Genomic DNA, 17,502 nt, shown 5'->3' with positions numbered 1-17,502 from the left:
GCGCCCTCCCCCGGGCGGGGATCGTCTCGACAGGGTGTTCTCGGAACCGTGACCGCCGTGGGGAGGGTCTCGCCGCGCCCCGGTCGGATGACTCCGGCGCCGGCGCCGTCCCCCAACTCCTCCGCGTCTGGTCCTGCCCGACGCGGTTCACGGGGTCGTCGTTCCCTTCACCACCGCCCGTGGCCACACCGGCGGACGTCGGCTCGCGATGGCTCCCGGCAGGGGATCACGAGCTCGCCGGCGAACAGGGCCACGCTCGCCGGCACCGCCCGGCGGCGCGCCGCGCCGCGTCACCGAACCCACCGGGCGGGCCTTGGCCGCCCCCGCGTCGGGGGTGGTCCAGCGCGGCCCTCGGGGCACCCGCGCCGCCCGGCTCCACCGTGGTGCGAGCCGGGTGGCGGGCGAGGCTGGGTCGCTTCGCCGGGTGCGAGGGCCGCCAGGCTGCGATGCTGGGCCGATGGGTGTGTTGCTGCTGGTCATCGCCCTGATGCTCGGCGCGGTGCTGCTCGTCGGCGTTGGTGACCGCCTCCGGCTGCCCTGGCCGGCGCTGATGCTGCTCCTCGGGCTCACGGTCGCGGTGATCCCGGGCCTCCCGGACCGGTTCGACCTCGATCCAGACCTCATCCTGCCACTCTTCCTGCCTCCGCTGCTGTTCGCCGCCGCCCAGCGCACCTCGTGGGCGGTGTTCCGCACCCGGTGGCGCAGCATCGTCACGCTGGCCATCGGCCTCGTGGTGGCGACGACGGTCGCCGTCGCCACCACGCTGGCGCTGTTGGTGCCGGGGGTCGCCATCGCGGGCGCGATCGCGCTCGGCGCGATGGTCGCGCCCCCGGACCCGGTGGCGGTGGAGTCGGTCGCCGGCCGGGTGAGCATCCCCCGCAGGTTGCTCGCGGTGCTCCAGAGCGAAGGCTTGTTCAACGACGCGGCAGCGCTGGTGATCTTCCAGACGGCGATCGCGGCGACCGTCCGGGAGCAGGACGTCAACGTGGGTGAGCTGGCGCTGCGGTTCCTCCTGGGCGCGGTGGCCGCGGTGGCGATCGGACTCGGGGTGGCCTGGGTCGCCCGCAGTTTCCTGACCCGGATCACCGACAGCACGGGCAGTACCGCGCTCACCCTGGTGCTGCCCTTCGCCGTGTACCTCGGCGCGGAGGAGCTGGGAGCCTCCGGGGTGATCGCGGTGGTCGTCCTCGCCCTCCAGCTGCGCGGTCACAGCGAGGTCGACGAGGCGGACGAGCGCCTCACCCAGCGCTCGTTCTGGAACGTGGTGGAACTGCTGGTCACCGGCCTGGCCTTCGGCCTGATCGGGCTGGACATGCGCCAGGTGGTGACCGAGGCCGGCAGCGAACTGGGCACGATGCTGCTGCACGCGGCCGTGGTGTGCGCGGTGGTCGTCACGGTGCGCCTCCTGTGGTTCCTGGGCGCGTGGCTGGCCCTACGACGGTCGCGGGACGCCTCGTCCGCACCGAGGACGAGGGCGGAGGCGGTGGTGATGACCTGGTGCGGTATGCGGGGGTTGGCGACGCTCGCGTTGGCGCTGTCCGTGCCCTCCACCACCGAGGACGGTTCCCCCTTCCCCGCGGGCGCGGAGCTCACGGTGATCGCCTGCACGGTGCTGGTGGTCACCCTGCTGTTCGCGGGTCTGACGCTGCCGTTGGTGGTGCGGCTGCTCGGGGTGTCCTCGGACGCCGGTGTGGAGGAGGCCGAGGAGCGGGCGGTGGCGCGCCGCGCGCACCGGGCGGCGTTGCGCCAGATCACGGAGTGGGAGGAGCGGGCCGAGCTGTCCGAACAGGTCAGCGCGTTGCTCCGGAAACGGGCCAGCCGGCTGGAGGCGAAGCTGTGCGGTGACCCGGAGGACGAGGAGCAGCGGGAACGCATGGAGGCGTTGCGCCGGAAACGGGACGCGCTCCGCGACATCGAGTCGACGGTGCTGGCGGCGGCGCGTGCGGAGGTGTTGGCTGCCCGGCAGGAACCCGGAGTCGACCCGGCGGCGGCGGACCGGGTGCTGCGCCGGTTGGACCTGAAGACCCTGCTGCTCGACTAGGCGACGCGCGACCCCGCCGGTACCCGCGTTGGTGGGAGGCGCGCCACGACCACCGGGGCGAGCCCTCAGCCGCCGGTCGGACGGGTGGTCCCGCCCCTGGTCCTCCCGACCGGCGGGAGGACGGGGCTCGGCGGCTCCACCACCTCACTGGGGCCAACGCGCCGCACCGGCCGCCACGGTGCACCGGTCCACCCGGCCCCCGGGAACACGGCCGCGCCGCACGCCGAGCCACCCGGGGTCAGCGCCTGCTCGGCGGCGTGGCCCCGGTCAGGGCCGGGCGGCGCCGAAGTACTCCACGGGGGTGCAGCAGGGCAGGACGTCCACCGGTTCCCCCGACAGGAAGGTCAGCACCACCTCGACGAACTCGACGGGACGTTCGAGGTAGACGAGGTGGTCCGAGTCCCGCACGGTGGTGAACCTGGCGTCCGGGCAGTCCTTGGCGACCTCCCGGCAGAGTTCGGGGGTGGTGAAGGGGTCGTGCTCCCCGGTCATCACCAGGATCGGCAGCGTCGGCGGGCTGGTGGAGCGGTCCCAGCGGTAGGCCAGCAACCGCTCGGTGTTGTGCACGTACTTCTCGGCGGCGTCCTCCCCGAGCTGGCGCAGCTGCCGTCCGAGCAGGCGGCGCAGAACGTCGCGCTTGCGCACCACCACTCCCGGGTCCTGGCACAGCAGGAGCTCGATCACCCGCTCGGCGAAGGTGTCCCGGTCGCCCGACCTGAGCAGCCGGACGGTGTTCTCCACGTCCGCCCGCGCCAGCTCCGGCAGCTCGGTCATCGTGCCCACCAGCACCAACCTGTCCACGAGGCCGGGGAACCGTTGGGCGAGTCGATAGGCGATCCCACTGCCGTAGGAGCCCGCGCCGACGTTGACCCGGGACAGGCCCGAGCTCACCAGCAGGTGGTGGAGCGCCTCGCACAGGAAGTCCACCCCGTACTGCCGGGGCAGCGGGTCCGCCGACCCCCAGCCGGGCAGGTCGACGGTGACCACCGAGGTGCGACGCAGGAACTCCCGCTCGTGCCGAGCCCACGAGTGCTTGTCCTGGAACGCCCCACCGAGCAGCACGAGGGGGGCGAGAGTCGGGTCCTCCGCGTCGACGATGCGGATCTCGCAGGTGAAACCCCGGAAGTCGAAGGCTTGGCTGTGCTCTGGCACGACGGTGATCCTCTGGCTCGCACGGATTCGGGATCGCCGGCCGTTCCCTGCCCGTCCCAGCGGACGTCACCTCGGCACACGGGTTGGCGGGACACGGGGACGCGTCGTCGCGGACCACGGACAGCGCCGGGAACAAACCGGCAGGGTAGTCATCGGACGTCGCGGCGCCACGCCGAATCCACGCTGGAGCGTTTGACCCGAACGTGTGAGCGCAAAGATCAACAGGACGCGTGATATGCCGGGAATTTCGGATTCCTTCCGCAGTGGTCACCCACTCCCCCGGGTTACCACCGCCGTGAGAGCCCGGCAGGAACCCAGGCGGGCGGCCCACCACGCCACCCCACCGGGCCCGGAACGCGGGCGGGCCACGGCGACCGCCGCCGGCCTCGCCGTGACGTCGCGGCACGCACCGCACGTCCGCGCCGGCGCGGACGACCAGCTCCCACAGGGGTCTCGACGGCGTCTCGACGGCACGAGGGGTTCACTACCCCGCACGCCGGTCGGCGGTCGAGACGCGCGCCCCCGGCAGGCCCGACCACCCCCACGCGCACCGACGGCCCGGCACGTCGTCACGTGCCGGGCCGTCGACTGGTCCCGAAATCCCGTTCCCCGGCTCACGCCGGGCCCGGCCACCCGTGGTCGCCGCCAGCGACAGCGGACGTGATCAGCGTCCCCGCTGTTGCCGCAGCCGGGACAGGGCCTCGTCGAGAATGGCCCTGCCATCGGCCTCGCTACGCCGTTCCTTCACGTAGGCCAGGTGGGTCTTGTACGGCTCGGTCCGCGGCGGGTCCGGCGGCCTCTCCTCGTTGCGGCCGGCCGGGAAACCGCAGCGTGGGCAGTCCCACATCTCCGGAATCTCCGCCTCCACCGCGAAGGAGGGACGCGACTCGTGCCCGTTCGCGCACCAGTAGGAGATGCGCCGTCGCGGGGCGGACTCGCCACGCTCGGACTCCCCCATCGGCCCAGCACCGACCCGCGTGCCGCGGATCGCGTTACCACCTGCCATCGGCCCTCAACACCCCTGCGATCCTCGATCGTCGCCACTCACGACCCCGGCGGGACCCGCTGGCCCCGCCGGTCGCGACGTCCCGCCGTCACGACGTGGCGCGCGAACGCCACGTCATACCAATTACTCCACCTTGAGCAGCAATCCCACCGCGACGATGCAAATCACCCAGATAGCCGTAACGAACAGGGTGATCCTGGTCAGGTTCTTCTCCGCGACGCTCGAACCGGACAGGCTGGACTGCATCCCGCCTCCGAAGAGCGAGGACAGCCCTCCGCCGCGACCCTTGTGCAGCAGAACCAACATCACCAGCGCCAGGCTGGAGATCACCAGTGTGATTTGCAGGAAGAACTTCATCTCATCCTCGCAGTACGGCGGTAGGCATCACAGGGTACCCGGCAGTCAATCACGCAACGGAGTCGACCGGAAGGCCACACCGTTGGCGTGATCAGGGCAGCGGGCCCCCCGCGGCGAGGGCGGACAGCTTGGCGAACTCGTCCCCGTCGAGGCTGGCACCGCCGACGAGGGCGCCGTCCACGTCCCGCTGTTCGATCAGTTCGCCGATGTTGCCCGACTTCACCGAGCCGCCGTAGAGCACGCGCACCTGTCCGGCGACCTCGTCACCGTACTTCGTGGCCAGCGCGGACCTGATGGCGGCACACACCTCCTGCGCGTCGGCCGGGGTGGCGACGCGGCCGGTGCCGATCGCCCACACCGGCTCGTAGGCCACCACGACGTCGGCGACCTGCTCCGCGCGGAGCCCCTTGAGCCCCGCCAGCAGTTGGGCGGTGGTGTGCTCGACGTGACCGCTGGCCTCCCGCACCTCCAGCGGCTCCCCGACGCAGAGGATCGGCCGCAGACCGTGCTTGAGCGCCGCCCGCACCTTCCGGTTGACCAGGTCGTCGTCCTCGGCGTGGTACTCGCGGCGCTCGGAGTGCCCGACCACGACGTAGGTGCAACCCAACTTCGCCAGCATCGCCCCGGAGACATCGCCGGTGTAGGCGCCCGAGTCGTGCGGCGACAGGTCCTGGGCACCGTACTTCAGCCGCAGCTTGTCCCCGTCCACCAGGGTCTGCACGCTGCGGAGGTCGGTGAACGGTGGCAGCACCGCCACCTCGACCTTCTCGAAGTACTTCTCCGGCAGGGCGAAGGCCACCTTCTGGGTGAGACCGATGGCCTCCAGGTGGTTGCGGTTCATCTTCCAGTTGCCCGCGATCAGCGGTTGCCTGGCTGCCATCTGGTGTCAGTCCTCCAGAACCTCGACGCCGGGAAGGGCCTTGCCCTCCAGGAACTCCAGGGAGGCGCCGCCACCCGTGGAGATGTGGGAGAACCCGTCCTCGGGCAGGCCGAGCGCGCGCACCGCCGCGGCGGAGTCGCCCCCGCCCACCACGGTGAAGGCCGAGCTGCCGACCAACGCCTCCGCGACCGCCCTGGTGCCGCCCGAGAACGCCTCGAACTCGAAGACACCGGTCGGACCGTTCCAGAAGACCGTCGCCGCGTCGGCGAGCTTGCCGGCGAACAGCTCCCGCGTCCTCGGGCCGATGTCCAGTCCCTGCCGGTCGGCGGGGATCGCGTCCGCGTCCACCACCTGGTACTCGGCGTCCGCCCCGAACTCCTTGGCCGCCAGCACGTCGACCGGCAGCACCAGCTCCACGCCACGCTCCTCCGCCTCGGCGAGGAAACCGCGGACGCGGTCGAGCTGGTCCTCCTGGAGCAGCGACTGCCCGACCTCGTAGCCCTTGGCGCGGAGGAAGGTGTAGGCCATGCCGCCGCCGATGAGCAGCCGGTCGACCTTGGTGAGCAGGTTGGCGATGACCCCGAGCTTGTCGGAGACCTTGGCGCCACCGAGCACCACCACGTAGGGCCTGGCGGTGTCGGTCGTCAGGCGGCGGAGCACCGACAGCTCGGAGAGCACCAGGCCGCCGGCGTAGTGCGGGAGCCGCCTGGCCACGTCGTAGACCGAGGCCTGCTTGCGGTGCACCACCCCGAAGCCGTCCGAGACGAAGGCGCCGTCCTCGCCGACGAGCCCGGCGAGTTCCTCGGCCAGCGCGCCGCGCTCCGACTCGTCCTTGCTGGTCTCCCGGCTGTCGAACCGCACGTTCTGCAGCAGGGCGACCTGGCCGTCGGCCAGGCCCCCGACCGTCTCCCGGGCCGAGGGCCCGGTGACGTCGTCGGCGAGCGCGACGGGCGTGCCCAGCAGCTCACCGAGGCGGCTGGCCACCGGGGCCAGCGAGAACCTGTCCTCCGGCGCCCCCTTGGGCCGGCCGAGGTGCGCGGCCACCACCACCCGGGCGCCGGCCTCGGCCAGCGCCCGAATCGTGGGCAGGGAGGCCCGCACCCGACCGTCGTCGGTGATCCTCCCGCCCGGGAGGTCCGGGGTGGGAGTTCCGTCCAGCGGCACGTTGAGGTCGGCCCGCACCAGGACCCGCCGTCCGGCGACCCCGGTCGCGAGCAGGTCGTCCAGCGTCGCGACGGCCGGCCGGCCGTCCTCACCGGTCGCCGACCCAGTGTTCGTCACCATGAGGTTGTCCTTCCCACCCCTCGCTCGCGCGCGCCGGTCAGGCCAGCTTCGAGCCGACCAGGGCGGTCAGGTCCACCAGGCGGTTGGAGTAGCCCCACTCGTTGTCGTACCAGCCGACGACCTTGACCTGGTTGCCGATGACCTTGGTCAGCGGCGCGTCGTAGATGCAGGAGGCCGGGTCGGTGACGATGTCGGTGGAGACGATCGGGTCCTCGCTGTAGCGGAGGATGCCGGCCAGCGGGCCGTCGGCCGCGGCCTTGAACGCGGCGTTGACCTCGTCGACCGAGGTCTCCCGGCCCACCGTCACCGTCAGGTCGGTGGCGGAGCCGGTCGGCACCGGGACGCGCACGGCGTAGCCGTCGAGCTTGCCGTTGAGCTCCGGCAGCACCAGGCCGATGGCCTTGGCGGCGCCGGTGCTGGTCGGCACCAGGTTGACGGCGGCCGCGCGGGCGCGACGCAGGTCCTTGTGCGGCGCGTCCTGGAGGTTCTGGTCCTGGGTGTAGGCGTGGATGGTGGTCATCAGACCCTGCTCCACGGTGAAGGTGTCGTGCAGGACCTTCGCCAGCGGCGCGAGGCAGTTGGTGGTGCAGGAGGCGTTGGAGATGACGCTCTGCGACCCGTCGTACTTGTCGTCGTTCGCGCCGAGGACGACGGTCAGGTCCTCGCCCTTGGCCGGGGCCGAGATGATGACCTTCTTCGCGCCACCCTCGTCGATGTGCTTCCTGGCGTCGTCGGCCTTGGTGAAGAAGCCGGTCGACTCGACGACCACGTCGACGCCCAGGTCCTTCCAGGGCAGCTTGCCCGGGTCGCGCTCGGCGAGCGCCTTGATGGTGGTGTCACCCACCTTGATGCCCTCGTCGGTGACGCTGACCTCCTCGCTCAGCCTGCCGAGGACGCTGTCGTACTTGAGGAGGTGGGCCATCGTCGCCACGTCGCCGAGGTCGTTGAAGGCGACGATCTCGATGTCCTGGCCGCTGGCCTGGGCGGCGCGCCAGAAGTTGCGCCCGATGCGCCCGAAACCGTTGACACCTACGCGAACCGTCACGGTACGTCTCCTCGCTACTCGGACCGGCGCAGCCCTTCGCCGCACTGGCCGGTGGGCATGATGAAGGTTGGCCACGTTGCCGAGCGCCACCCTAGCGCCCAACAGCCGACCAAGGTCACACGGACCGGCGTTCGACTTGATCGAACCAGTCCACCGTAACCGGCGGAGTTCGCCGCCGGCCGACCCGGTCCCAGCGGCGTCCGGTGCGTCCCGGGAAGGCGACCGCTCGTGGGCGGGGTCGACCGCCGGAGTCGGGCGGGAGGGCCCGGTGGGCTCGCCCCCGAGGGGCACCGCGTACTCGACGCCCCGGCGCCGCCATCGAGGCTACGCCCACTGGCGGTCCCACCGGCGGTTCGCGGCCGCGCCGAGGGGGCCCGGCGCCTCAGGCGTCGACCTCCAACATCTCCTGGGTGACGGCGGAGTCCGTTCCGGGCACGCCCAGATCCCTGGCGCGCTTGTCGGCCATCGCCAACAGGCGGCGGATGCGGCCGGCGACGGCGTCCTTGGTCATCGGGGGTTCGGCCAGCTGGCCGAGCTCCTCCAGCGAGGCCTGCCGGTGGCTCAGCCGGAGCTGCCCGGCCACCACCAGGTGGTCGGGGGCGTCGTCGCCCAGCAGCTCGATCGCCCGCTCCACCTTGGCGGCCGCCGCCACCGCGGCCCGGGCGGACCGCCGGAGGTTGGCGTCGTCGAAGTTCGCCAGCCGGTTGGCGGTGGCCCGCACCTCGCGGCGCATCCGCCGTTCCTCCCACGCGAGCACGCTGGCGTGGGCTCCCAGCCTGGTGAGCAGGGCGCCGATCGCGTCGCCGTCCCGGACCACGACCCGGTCCGCCCCCCTGACCTCGCGCGAGCGGGCCTGCACGTTCAGCCGCCGGGCGGCGCCCACCAGGGCCAGTGCCGCCTCCGGCCCCGGGCAGGTGACCTCCATCGCGGAGGACCGACCGGGCTCGGTGAGGGACCCGTGGGCGAGGAAGGCCCCGCGCAACGCGGCCTCGGCGTCGCAGGCACCGCCGGAGACGACGTGCACGGGGAGGCCCCGCACCGGCCGGCCCCGGGAGTCCAGCAGGCCGGTCTGCCGTGCCAGCCCCTCACCGTCCTTGACCACCCGCGCGACGTACCGGGTGCCCTTGCGCAGCCCTCCGGACGTCATCACCTGGAGTTCGGCCGTGTAGCCGTAGAGCTCGTGGATCTCCTTCCGGAGCCTGCGGGCCACCGAGCCGGTGTCGACCTCCGCCTCGACGACCACCCGGCCGGCCACGATGTGCAGGCCGCCGGAGAATCTCAGCAGCGCGGACACCTCGGCACGACGACAGCAGGTCTTCGTCACCACCAGGCGACTGAGTTCGTCCTTGACCGCCGCGGTCATCGCCACCGCTCGTCCTCCTCGTCTGCGCGCGCCGCCGGTCCGCTGGGCTGACCGCACAGGTCAGCCGGCCCGGCAAGCCCAAACCGGTCCAGGTCGGCGACGCCCTCGGCGCCACCGGAGTGCTCCACGGTCCGGTCCGCCACGCCGATCGCCGCGGCGAGCGCGGCACCCAGCGCGGCCGGGTCGTGCCGGTCCGGAGCGTCGTCGTCGGCGACCCGTCTCAGGTGCGTGGTGCCGCCCAGTTCGCCGGTGGCGCGACGCAGTCGGTCGGGCGTCGGCACCGAGTCGATGTCGGCGATGACGTCGTCCACCCGCAGACGCGGAGCATGTTCGGAGAGTACGTGCAGGTGCTGCTCGGGCGAGAAACCGGCCGTCTCACCCGGTTGGGGGACAAGGTTCAGGACGAGGACCTTACGGGCGGTGGTCGTCAGCAGGGCGTCGTGCAGCTCGGGGAGCAGCAGATGCGGCAGTACGCTGGTAAACCACGATCCCGGGCCGAGGATGACGACATCCGCGGAGTGCACCGCGTGTACCGCTTCCGGGCAGGCCGTGAGCCGTCCGTCAGGATCGGCCACGTTGCGCAACCACACCCTTTTCACCCGACCGGGGGTAGTCGCCACGGCGACCTGACCCCGGATCCGCCGGAGCCGGTGCGGGTTGTCCGACAGTCCGGACACCTCGGCCTCGATGTCGAGCGGTTCGGTGGACATCGGCAGGACCCGGGCCCGCACGCCGAGCAGCCGTCGAACGTGGTCCAGCACGGCCACCGGGTCGCCGAGGACCTCCAGCAGTCCGGCGATGAGCAGGTTGCCCACGGCATGCCCAGCCAGGGCGCCACTCCCGCCGAACCGGTGGCCGAAGACGCGGGACCACAGCTGCCCGTCCGGTCCGTCGGGTGCCAGCGCCTCCAGAGCCTTCCGCAGGTCCCCCGGGGGCAGCAGGCCCAGTTCCCTGCGGAGCCGACCGGACGAGCCACCGTCGTCGGCGACGGTGACCACCGCCGTCACCCGCGGGGTCACCCCGCGCAGCGCGGCCAGCGTGGCCTGGAGGCCGTGGCCCCCGCCGAGCGCGACCACTCGCGGTGGCCGGGACCAACCGGCTCCGGCGTCGTTCGTCCGTGCCTCGGGCACTGTCGTCATACTCTCGAAGGTCCTCGCTGACATGGGCCGAGCCGGCCGCGACCGGGCCCGGCCCTACCGGGTGGCGATGCCGCGAGCACCCCCCGTCGTCGTGGGGCCTACTCGCGGCCGAGGTCCCGGTGTACCACGGTCACCGCCATCCCGTCCTCGGTGGCCAACCGGCCGGCCAGTTCCTCGGACAGGGCCACGCTGCGGTGCTTCCCCCCCGTGCACCCGACCGCCAGTGTGAGATACCGCTTGCCCTCCCGCCGGTAACCGGCCCCGACCAGCCGCAACAGTTCGTGGTATCGCTCCAGGAACTCCTCAGCCCCCTCCTGGCCCAGCACGTAGTTGCGCACGTCGGCGTCCTGCCCGGTGAACTCGCGCAGCTCGGGGATCCAGAACGGGTTGGGCAGGAAGCGGACGTCCATCACGAGGTCGGCGTCCATCGGCAGCCCGTACTTGTAGCCGAAGGACAGCACGGTGACCCGGGTGTGCGTGCTGGCCTCGGTGCCGAAGGTGTCCTCGATCTTGGCCCGCAACTGGTGGACCGAGAGCGCACTGGTGTCCAGGACCAGGTCGGCCTCGGCCCGCAGCCGGGCGAGCAGCGCCCGCTCGGCGGTGATGCCGTCGACCAGCCGCCCGTCGCCCTGCATCGGGTGGCCGCGCCGCACCTGCTCGAAGCGGCGCACCAGCACCGCGTCCGTCGCCTCCAGGAACAGCACCCTCGGCTTGTAACCGCTGGCGTCGAGGTCCTTGATGACGGAGGCCAGGTCGTCGGTGAACGCGCGGCTGCGGACGTCCATGACCACCGCGACCCTGGTGATCACCGCGTTGGACCTGGCGCCCAGCTCCACCATCGTCACGATCAGCTCGGGCGGCAGGTTGTCGACCACGAACCACCCGAGGTCCTCCAGGCACTTGGCCGCGGTGCTCCGGCCCGCGCCGGAGAGCCCCGTGACCACGGCCACCTCGATGCCGGTGCCCTCCGCGCCGCCCTCGTCCACGGGTGTTGCCCTCACTTGGCTCCCCCTTCGTTCCTCTCCTGGGTGGGACGCTCCGTCCGCCCTTCCTGTTCCCCCGACAACGCGCGTCGCACCGCCTCCGCGGTGTGCCGGCCCACTCCCGGCACCCCGCTGATCTCCTCGACGCTCGCCGCCCGCAACCGGCGCAGCGAACCGAAGTGCTTCAGCAGCGCGGTCCGTCTGGCCTGGCCCAACCCCGGGATGTCGTCCAGCTCCGACCTGGTCATCCTGGACGACCGCTTCTGCCGGTGGTAGGCGATGGCGAAGCGGTGCGCCTCGTCGCGGACCCGCTGCAACAGGTACAGGGCCTCACTGGTCCTCGGCAGGATCACCGGGTCCGGTTCGCCGGCCACCCAGACCTCCTCCAGGCGCTTGGCCAGCCCGACGACGGCGACGTCGGTGATCCCGAGGTCGGCGAGCACGTCGGCCGCGGCGTTCGCCTGCGGCCCGGCACCGTCGACCACCAGCAGGTTCGGCGGGTACGCGAAGCGTCGTGGCCGGCCCGTCTCGGGGTCGACGCCGGCGGGGGTGCCCGTGTCGGACCCGGTGGCCGAGGCCCCACCCAGGGTCTCGGCCACCGCGTCCTCGGTGACCCGGCGTTCGTCGGCGTCCTGGCGCTCACCGTCGCTCCGGAAGCGGGCGAACCTGCGTCGGGTGACCTCCGCGATGGAGGCCACGTCCCCGCCCTCGGCGCCCTCCCGCACGGCGAACCGACGGTAGTCCGACTTGCGGGGCACCCCGTCCTCGAAGACGACGAGGGAGGCGACGACGTCGCTGCCCTGGACGTGGCTGACGTCGACGCACTCGATGCGCAGCGGGGCGCTGTCGAGCGCGAGGCCGTCCTGGAGTTCCTGGAGCGCGGCGGACCGGGCGGTCAGGTCGCCGGCCCTCCGCAGCTTGTGCTGCGCGAACGCCTCCGCCGCGTTGCGGGCGACCGTCTCCATCAACGCCCGTTTGTCCCCGCGTTGGGGGACCCGGAGGCGCACGCGCCCCCCGCGCAGCCCGCTCAACCACTCGGTGACGGCCTCGGCGTCGGCGGGCAGCTCGGGAACCAGCACCTCGCGGGGGACGGCCGCCGCGTCCGAGTCGGTGTCGGTCACCTCCACGAGCGTCGCCTGCTCGCCGTAGAACTGGCTGAGGAACCGCTCGACCAGGGCCGGGGTGTCGGTGGCCTCGACCTTGTCGATCACCCAACCCCGCTGGCCCCGGACCCGCCCGCCCCGGACGTGGAAGATCTGGACCGCCGCCGCCAGCTCGTCCTGGGCGAAGGCGATGACGTCGGCGTCCGTGCCGTCACCCAGGACGACGGCCTGCTTCTCCATCGCCCGCCGCAGCGCACCCAGGTCGTCGCGCAGTCGGGCCGCGCGTTCGAACTCCAGGCCCTCGGCCGCCTCGCCCATCTCCCGCTCCAGACGGCGGATCATGGTGTCGGTGCGGCCGCCGAGGAAGTCGCAGAAGTCGTCGACGATGTCACGGTGCTCCTCGGGGGTGACCCGTCCCACGCACGGAGCGGAGCACTTGCCGATGTACCCGAGCAGGCAGGGGCGCCCGATCTGCTGGTGGCGCCGCAGGACCCCCGCCGAGCAGGTCCGCGCGGGGAAGACCCGTAGCAGCATGTCGAGGGTCTCGCGGATCGCCCAGGCGTGCGCGTACGGACCGAAGTAGCGGACTCCCCTGCGACGCGGCCCCCGGTAGACCAGGAGCCGGGGCAGCTCCTCGTTCATGGTGACGGCGAGCACCGGGTATGACTTGTCGTCCCGGTAGCGGACGTTGAACCGGGGGTCGAACTCCTTGATCCAGGAGTACTCGAGCTGGAGCGCCTCCACCTCGGTGCTGACCACGGTCCACTCGACGGAACCCGCCGAGGTGACCATCTGGCGTGTGCGGGGGTGCAGGCCGGTGAGGTCGGCGAAGTAGGAGGACAGGCGGGAGCGCAGGCTCTTCGCCTTCCCCACGTAGATGACCCGGCCGTGCTCGTCGCGGAACTTGTAGACGCCAGGCGCGTCCGGGATGGAACCCGGCTGAGGACGGTAGGTCGACGGGTCGGCCATTCACCCAAGGTTACGGCCACCCTCCGACAACTCCGAACCGGCTGGTGAGTCCCGGGCGGGCTCCACCCGGTCAGGTCTCCGAGCGCAGCACCGCGTCCCGCAGCCGTGCCAGCGCCTCGGGGGGCGCCGGGCGGGCGGGGTCCGCAGAACTGGCATGGGCGCTGCGCACCACCAGGTCGTGACGGACCGTGGTGGCGGTCGTGACGAACTCGACGGTGTCGGCTCCGCTGTTGGCCAGGGCCACCGGCTCGCCGGTGAGCCGGGGTCCGACCAGGCGGCCCGGGTCGGGGCGGCCGAGTTCGTCGTCCAGGGCACGCGCCGTCTCCTCGTCCGGCATCACCACCTCGGCGAGGAGCACGTCGACCGGCGCTCCGTCGACCTCGCCGCGGTACACCGTGCGGTCCAGGCGCTCGCACGGGTTCCTGGTGAAGAACTCCCGCAGCCCGTCGGTGGCGTGTTCGCCGCAGTCGTTGTTGGTGGCGACGGCGATGACGTTGAACTGCTGCCCGTCGACCTGGGCGGTCTCGCCGATCCGTACCGGTGCGGCGGCGTCCTCGTCGGATGACCCGAACCAGGACAGGACGCCGGTGACACCGCTGACCAGCCAGACGATGAAGGCGATGGCCACGATGGCCGGGATGAGGATGGCGGGGACCACCAGCAGCTCGGGCCGGACGAACCGGCGCAGGCCGGCCAGGGGCAGGTCCTTCTCCGCCTCCTCGACGGGGTCCGGCTCCCCCCGATCGGGTTTCTCCGCTGGTCCCCCGCCCTCGGCCGGCTCCGACCGGGTCTCGGTGACCGCGCGGACGTCGTCACGTCCTCGGCCGTCGAAGTCGTCGGGGGCGAGCTGGTGGTCCTGGGGCATGTCGAAGTGCAGGTGCAGCGAACGCAGGACCTCCCGGACGTCCTCGGCGTCCCACACCCCGCGGCCGCCGGCCTGCCGGGCCACCGCCTTGGCGATGGCGGCGGAGTCGGCCACGCACACCGCGTAGTGGCCGAGGCGGCGCACCGAGCGCGGCTGGCGGACGCGGAGACCGGGGCCGGCCACGCAGACCAGCCCGCGGACCGGCAGATCCGCGAGGCCGTGCCGCCGGAGGTGGTCGCGGAGGGCGAACACCATCCTCGTCACGCGTTCCCCCGGGTTGCGGTCGACCTCGTCGCCCAGTCCGGAGTCCATGCCGTCCACGGTCCAGGGCCCGGTCAGCTCCACCCGCAGTTCGCCCCGCCGGTACCAGGGCAGTGATCGGAACTCCACCACCAACAGGGCACCGGGTGTGAACAGCAGCGCGGGCACGACGAGGTCCGGTTCGCCGCCGGCGGCGGGAACGAGCACCTCGAAGTACGCCACGCCGGGTGGGCCGAGGTCAGGACTGATCTCCAACAACCGTTGTCGGAACCACGAGCCGGACGTGCTGGTCAGCGGTTTCGCCCGCTGAGTACCGACGACCCACATGCCGCCTCCTGCACCCTCCGCAGTCAACCGGCAACCTAACGCACGAAAGGAACGAAAGGAACGCTCAGCGGGGGAAACACCGGGACGGAGGGGGATGCTCACTCGCTCAGACCAGTTGGGGTGGAACGACGTCTCACCCTGGGTCAGGAGGAGACCGGTCCTCGCCCTTCGAACGGGAGAGCGCCGCCCGCCCGGGTCGTTCCCGCTCACTCCCCGCCGGGAACACCCTTCTCCAGGGGTGCTCCCGGCGCTCGGGCGCTCCGGTCCCGACCCAGCCGGGCGTTCCGGTGTCAGCCGACCTCGACGCCCCGGAACAACAGCAGCGCCAGCCCGAGACCGACCACGAGGTTGACCAGCGTGGCCCCCGCGAAGACACCGACGGGACGCCACCCGGCGCTCCGCAGCGAGTCGAGCCGGAACTCCAGCCCGATGCTGACGAACGCCAGGATCAGGAACCAGTCGCGCAGGTCGTTGGCCACCCCGACCACGTCACCACCGGTGGTGGGGTTGATCCAGGTCAGGTAGGTGGTGGTCAGGACCGAGGCGGCGACGAACCCGAGGACGAACTTGGGGAACCGCCGCCACAGCTCGCCCGCGCGGGGCGCGGCGGCCCCTGGCCGCCGTTCCACCCTGACCGCGAAGTAGACGGTCAACGCGACGGCCACCACCCCCATGAGGGCGTTCTGCGTGACCTTGACGATGCTGGCGATCTGGAGTGGGCCCTCACCGGCGATGGCACCGGCCGCGCTGACGGCGGCCGTGGTGTCGATGTTGCCGCCGATCCAGGCGCCGGTCACCGCCTCGCTGAGACCGAGCGCCCCCGCGGCCCACGGCAGCAGGAAGATGGAGGGCAGCGCGAAGAGGATCACCAGACCGCTGACGTAGGCCAGCTGTTCCCTGCGGGCCTGGACCGCGCCGGCGGCGGCGATGGCCGCGCTGACCCCGCAGATCGACACCGCGCTCGCGAGCAGGGCCCGCAGCCGGTCATCGAGGCCGAGACGGCCAGCCAACCACCAGGTGAAGAGGAAGACCGCGCTGATCAGCAGCAGCGCCTGGAGGATCGCCGGGCCGGCAGCACTGACGATGAGTCCGAGGTTGACCGACGCGCCGAGCAGGACGAGTCCGGTCTTGATGAGGAACTCGGTGCGGAAGGCGAGGGCCATCCGGTTCCGCGCTCCCGTGATGCCCAGCGCCAGGTTGCCCAGCAGGCCGAGGGCGATCGCGTACACCGGGTACTCGATCGAGGAGGCCAGGTCGGCGAGGGCGGTGTCCGCGAGCAGGGTGGGGACGTTGTCCTCCAGCAGCCGCACCGAGGCCGCGAGCGCCAGCAGCACCAGCAGGCCCAGGGCGGTCCAGAGGACGGTGTCGGAGGTGGGCCTGGTGGCGGGGGCCCCCGCGATCGGCGTGCTCGCCGGCTCTGGTGATTGGTCGTCGGTGTCGCGGGTGACGCTCATCAGGGCACCAGTCCTTCGGGGATCGCGCCGGTGAGCACGAGGACGAGCAACACGAGACCGAGCAGGGTCGCGGCCCAGTCCTCGTTCACCCGCCACCGGTGGCGTCGGGCTCCGGCGACCGGTGCGGGCGGAGGGGGGTTCTCCTGGTTCATGTCAGGACCTCGGGTGGTCGGCGCCCGACCCGTCCGGTCGGACGTGGGCGGCGGTGGGGGCGCGCGTGGTGACCGGCCCGAGGGCGCACGGCGGGGGACCGGGGCACGGCGAGGAGGACGACGCGGCGGGTGGTGGTGGTCCGTCCACCCGGGACGGTCGAGGTGAGGGGAGAGGTGTCAGCGCTCGTGATGACAGAGCGCGCTGGCCACGCGCATCAGATCGACGGCGAGGCGGGCCACCAGCGGAACGGGCCGCGACATGCGGACAAGCCTGCCCAGTCTCCTCGGGGCGCTCAAGACCGTATCGCCTGGTGGAATGACGGCGGACCAGCCAGGCGGGCGAGGTGGGTGCGCGTCGGCGGTGGCCGACCGGACTCGTCGAGGGCCGCCCGGACCGTCGCCGGCCATGCGGGCAGGGGGATGCGGCCCCCGTGCCCGGAACCGGTCTCGGCGAGGGGCGCGGACCTCGCCGGGCGCGACCGTTGACCGCGTGCTCCTGGGGCGTCGCGGCGGCCGCGCGGGACCGGCGGCGCGTTCCCCTCGGCACCGGCGCGCCGGCCGAGCTGGCCCCCGGGCCCGACGGGATCGCGGTGCCTAGGCCCGGCTCTCGCCGTGCTCGGCGTTGAGGGCGTCCCGGATCCGTCCCGCCATCAGGTCGAGGGTGGCGCGGTGCGGCTGCCGGCGGTTGGCGTGCAGCCGGACACCGTCGCGCACGGTGCGGGGGATGACGTGGAGGTGCACGTGGAACACCTCCTGGAACGCGACGGCTCCGTCCGCCAGCAGCAGGTTCACGCCCTCGCAGGGCAGCGGTCCGGCACGGAGCCCGCGCGCGATCCGGTGCGCCGTGCGGAACAGGTGCGCGCCCAGTTCCTCGTCCAGGTCCGCGAGGCCTGGGGCGTGTTCCCTCGGGACCACCAACAGGTGCCCCGGCGTGAACGGGAGGATGTCCAGGAAGGCGAGGACGAGGTCGTCCTGGTACACGACGCTGGACTCCGCGGTACCGGCGACGATGTCACAGAACGCGCAGTCGGTTCCCTGTCCGCTAGTCATGGGGTCCACTGTGCCGGCAACGGGCCCTCGAATGAAGGCATCCAGGCCGACGGACGGTGCCCGTTCGGGAA

At 72.4% G+C, this 17,502-nt stretch carries 16 protein-coding genes; 1 reads left to right on the top strand and 15 read right to left on the bottom strand.

What is annotated here, in order from left to right; all coding sequences use genetic code 11:
* The first annotated feature begins 457 nt into the window (after nucleotides 1-457).
* On the top strand, nucleotides 458-2,041 hold the full coding sequence (locus tag C1701_RS20580; RefSeq protein WP_030105942.1) for a Na+/H+ antiporter: 1,584 nt from the start codon (nucleotides 458-460) through the stop codon (nucleotides 2,039-2,041).
* Between the two features lie 267 nt (nucleotides 2,042-2,308).
* Here C1701_RS20580 and C1701_RS20575 read toward each other — a convergent pair whose 3' ends face one another.
* The 15 genes from C1701_RS20575 to C1701_RS20515 form a co-directional block, all read right to left on the bottom strand.
* Nucleotides 2,309-3,193 carry an alpha/beta fold hydrolase gene (locus C1701_RS20575; protein ID WP_051712752.1) on the bottom strand — a complete coding sequence of 295 codons (885 nt, stop codon included), beginning with the start codon at nucleotides 3,191-3,193 and terminating at the stop codon, nucleotides 2,309-2,311.
* A gap of 664 nt (nucleotides 3,194-3,857) precedes the next feature.
* Nucleotides 3,858-4,199 (bottom strand): RNA polymerase-binding protein RbpA, encoded by a 342-nt coding sequence (locus C1701_RS20570; protein ID WP_026420097.1) that lies wholly within the window; start codon nucleotides 4,197-4,199, stop codon nucleotides 3,858-3,860.
* Between the two features lie 123 nt (nucleotides 4,200-4,322).
* Nucleotides 4,323-4,556 (bottom strand): preprotein translocase subunit SecG, encoded by a 234-nt coding sequence (secG, locus tag C1701_RS20565; RefSeq protein WP_016701243.1) that lies wholly within the window; start codon nucleotides 4,554-4,556, stop codon nucleotides 4,323-4,325.
* A 91-nt stretch (nucleotides 4,557-4,647) separates the two neighbouring features.
* Complete coding sequence (gene tpiA, locus C1701_RS20560) at nucleotides 4,648-5,436, bottom strand: triose-phosphate isomerase (RefSeq protein ID WP_026420096.1); 789 nt, start codon at nucleotides 5,434-5,436, stop codon at nucleotides 4,648-4,650.
* A gap of 6 nt (nucleotides 5,437-5,442) precedes the next feature.
* Nucleotides 5,443-6,720 carry a phosphoglycerate kinase gene (locus C1701_RS20555; RefSeq protein WP_103056457.1) on the bottom strand — a complete coding sequence of 426 codons (1,278 nt, stop codon included), beginning with the start codon at nucleotides 6,718-6,720 and terminating at the stop codon, nucleotides 5,443-5,445.
* Between the two features lie 37 nt (nucleotides 6,721-6,757).
* Nucleotides 6,758-7,765, bottom strand: a complete 1,008-nt coding sequence (gene gap, locus C1701_RS20550) for a type I glyceraldehyde-3-phosphate dehydrogenase (RefSeq protein WP_026420094.1) — start codon at nucleotides 7,763-7,765, stop codon at nucleotides 6,758-6,760.
* A 382-nt stretch (nucleotides 7,766-8,147) separates the two neighbouring features.
* Nucleotides 8,148-9,134: a DNA-binding protein WhiA gene (whiA, locus tag C1701_RS20545; RefSeq protein ID WP_026420093.1), complete on the bottom strand. Its 987-nt coding sequence runs from the start codon at nucleotides 9,132-9,134 to the stop codon at nucleotides 8,148-8,150.
* The gene (locus C1701_RS20540) at nucleotides 9,125-10,267 is read right to left on the bottom strand and encodes a gluconeogenesis factor YvcK family protein (RefSeq protein WP_081715632.1); all 1,143 of its coding nucleotides are present in this window, start codon (nucleotides 10,265-10,267) and stop codon (nucleotides 9,125-9,127) included. Before C1701_RS20540 ends, whiA begins: the two co-directional genes overlap by 10 nt.
* 98 nt (nucleotides 10,268-10,365) lie before the next feature.
* Nucleotides 10,366-11,268 carry an RNase adapter RapZ gene (gene rapZ, locus C1701_RS20535; protein WP_245588914.1) on the bottom strand — a complete coding sequence of 301 codons (903 nt, stop codon included), beginning with the start codon at nucleotides 11,266-11,268 and terminating at the stop codon, nucleotides 10,366-10,368.
* On the bottom strand, nucleotides 11,265-13,322 hold the full coding sequence (gene uvrC, locus C1701_RS20530; RefSeq protein WP_030105935.1) for an excinuclease ABC subunit UvrC: 2,058 nt from the start codon (nucleotides 13,320-13,322) through the stop codon (nucleotides 11,265-11,267). Before uvrC ends, rapZ begins: the two co-directional genes overlap by 4 nt.
* A gap of 70 nt (nucleotides 13,323-13,392) precedes the next feature.
* Nucleotides 13,393-14,775 (bottom strand): hypothetical protein, encoded by a 1,383-nt coding sequence (locus C1701_RS20525; protein WP_026420090.1) that lies wholly within the window; start codon nucleotides 14,773-14,775, stop codon nucleotides 13,393-13,395.
* Between the two features lie 290 nt (nucleotides 14,776-15,065).
* Nucleotides 15,066-16,229 (bottom strand): YeiH family protein, encoded by a 1,164-nt coding sequence (locus tag C1701_RS20520; protein WP_026420089.1) that lies wholly within the window; start codon nucleotides 16,227-16,229, stop codon nucleotides 15,066-15,068.
* Nucleotides 16,229-16,381 (bottom strand): hypothetical protein, encoded by a 153-nt coding sequence (locus tag C1701_RS27730; protein ID WP_169731700.1) that lies wholly within the window; start codon nucleotides 16,379-16,381, stop codon nucleotides 16,229-16,231. The genes C1701_RS20520 and C1701_RS27730 overlap by 1 nt, the downstream gene beginning before the upstream one ends.
* 177 nt (nucleotides 16,382-16,558) lie before the next feature.
* Entirely contained in the window at nucleotides 16,559-16,642 is an 84-nt protein-coding gene (locus C1701_RS28205) for a putative leader peptide (protein WP_372493023.1), read from the bottom strand.
* Nucleotides 16,643-16,975: 333 nt separating this feature from the next.
* A complete protein-coding gene (locus C1701_RS20515) occupies nucleotides 16,976-17,431 on the bottom strand; it encodes an HIT family protein (protein ID WP_030105931.1) in 456 nt (151 codons plus the stop codon).
* Nucleotides 17,432-17,502 lie beyond the last annotated feature (71 nt).

Origin of the sequence: Actinoalloteichus sp. AHMU CJ021 (assembly GCF_002895405.1) — a bacterium.
Classification (GTDB): Bacteria; Actinomycetota; Actinomycetes; order Mycobacteriales; family Pseudonocardiaceae; genus Actinoalloteichus_B; species Actinoalloteichus_B caeruleus.
The sequence above is the reverse complement of the archived record's forward strand: the minus strand, read 5'-3'. Positions and strand labels throughout refer to the sequence as shown.

Excerpts from the sequence above, each read along its gene's own strand:
- C1701_RS20580 (WP_030105942.1), top strand. The coding sequence starts at position 458 with ATGGGTGTGTTGCTGCTGGTCATCGCCCTGATGCTCGGCGCGGTGCTG.
- C1701_RS20570 (WP_026420097.1), bottom strand. The coding sequence starts at position 4,199 with ATGGCAGGTGGTAACGCGATCCGCGGCACGCGGGTCGGTGCTGGGCCG.
- secG (WP_016701243.1), bottom strand. The coding sequence starts at position 4,556 with ATGAAGTTCTTCCTGCAAATCACACTGGTGATCTCCAGCCTGGCGCTG.
- tpiA (WP_026420096.1), bottom strand. The coding sequence starts at position 5,436 with ATGGCAGCCAGGCAACCGCTGATCGCGGGCAACTGGAAGATGAACCGC.
- C1701_RS20555 (WP_103056457.1), bottom strand. The coding sequence starts at position 6,720 with ATGGTGACGAACACTGGGTCGGCGACCGGTGAGGACGGCCGGCCGGCC.
- C1701_RS20540 (WP_081715632.1), bottom strand. The coding sequence starts at position 10,267 with ATGACGACAGTGCCCGAGGCACGGACGAACGACGCCGGAGCCGGTTGG.
- uvrC (WP_030105935.1), bottom strand. The coding sequence starts at position 13,322 with ATGGCCGACCCGTCGACCTACCGTCCTCAGCCGGGTTCCATCCCGGAC.
- C1701_RS20525 (WP_026420090.1), bottom strand. The coding sequence starts at position 14,775 with ATGTGGGTCGTCGGTACTCAGCGGGCGAAACCGCTGACCAGCACGTCC.
- C1701_RS20520 (WP_026420089.1), bottom strand. The coding sequence starts at position 16,229 with ATGAGCGTCACCCGCGACACCGACGACCAATCACCAGAGCCGGCGAGC.
- C1701_RS27730 (WP_169731700.1), bottom strand. The coding sequence starts at position 16,381 with ATGAACCAGGAGAACCCCCCTCCGCCCGCACCGGTCGCCGGAGCCCGA.
- C1701_RS28205 (WP_372493023.1), bottom strand. The coding sequence starts at position 16,642 with ATGTCGCGGCCCGTTCCGCTGGTGGCCCGCCTCGCCGTCGATCTGATG.
- C1701_RS20515 (WP_030105931.1), bottom strand. The coding sequence starts at position 17,431 with ATGACTAGCGGACAGGGAACCGACTGCGCGTTCTGTGACATCGTCGCC.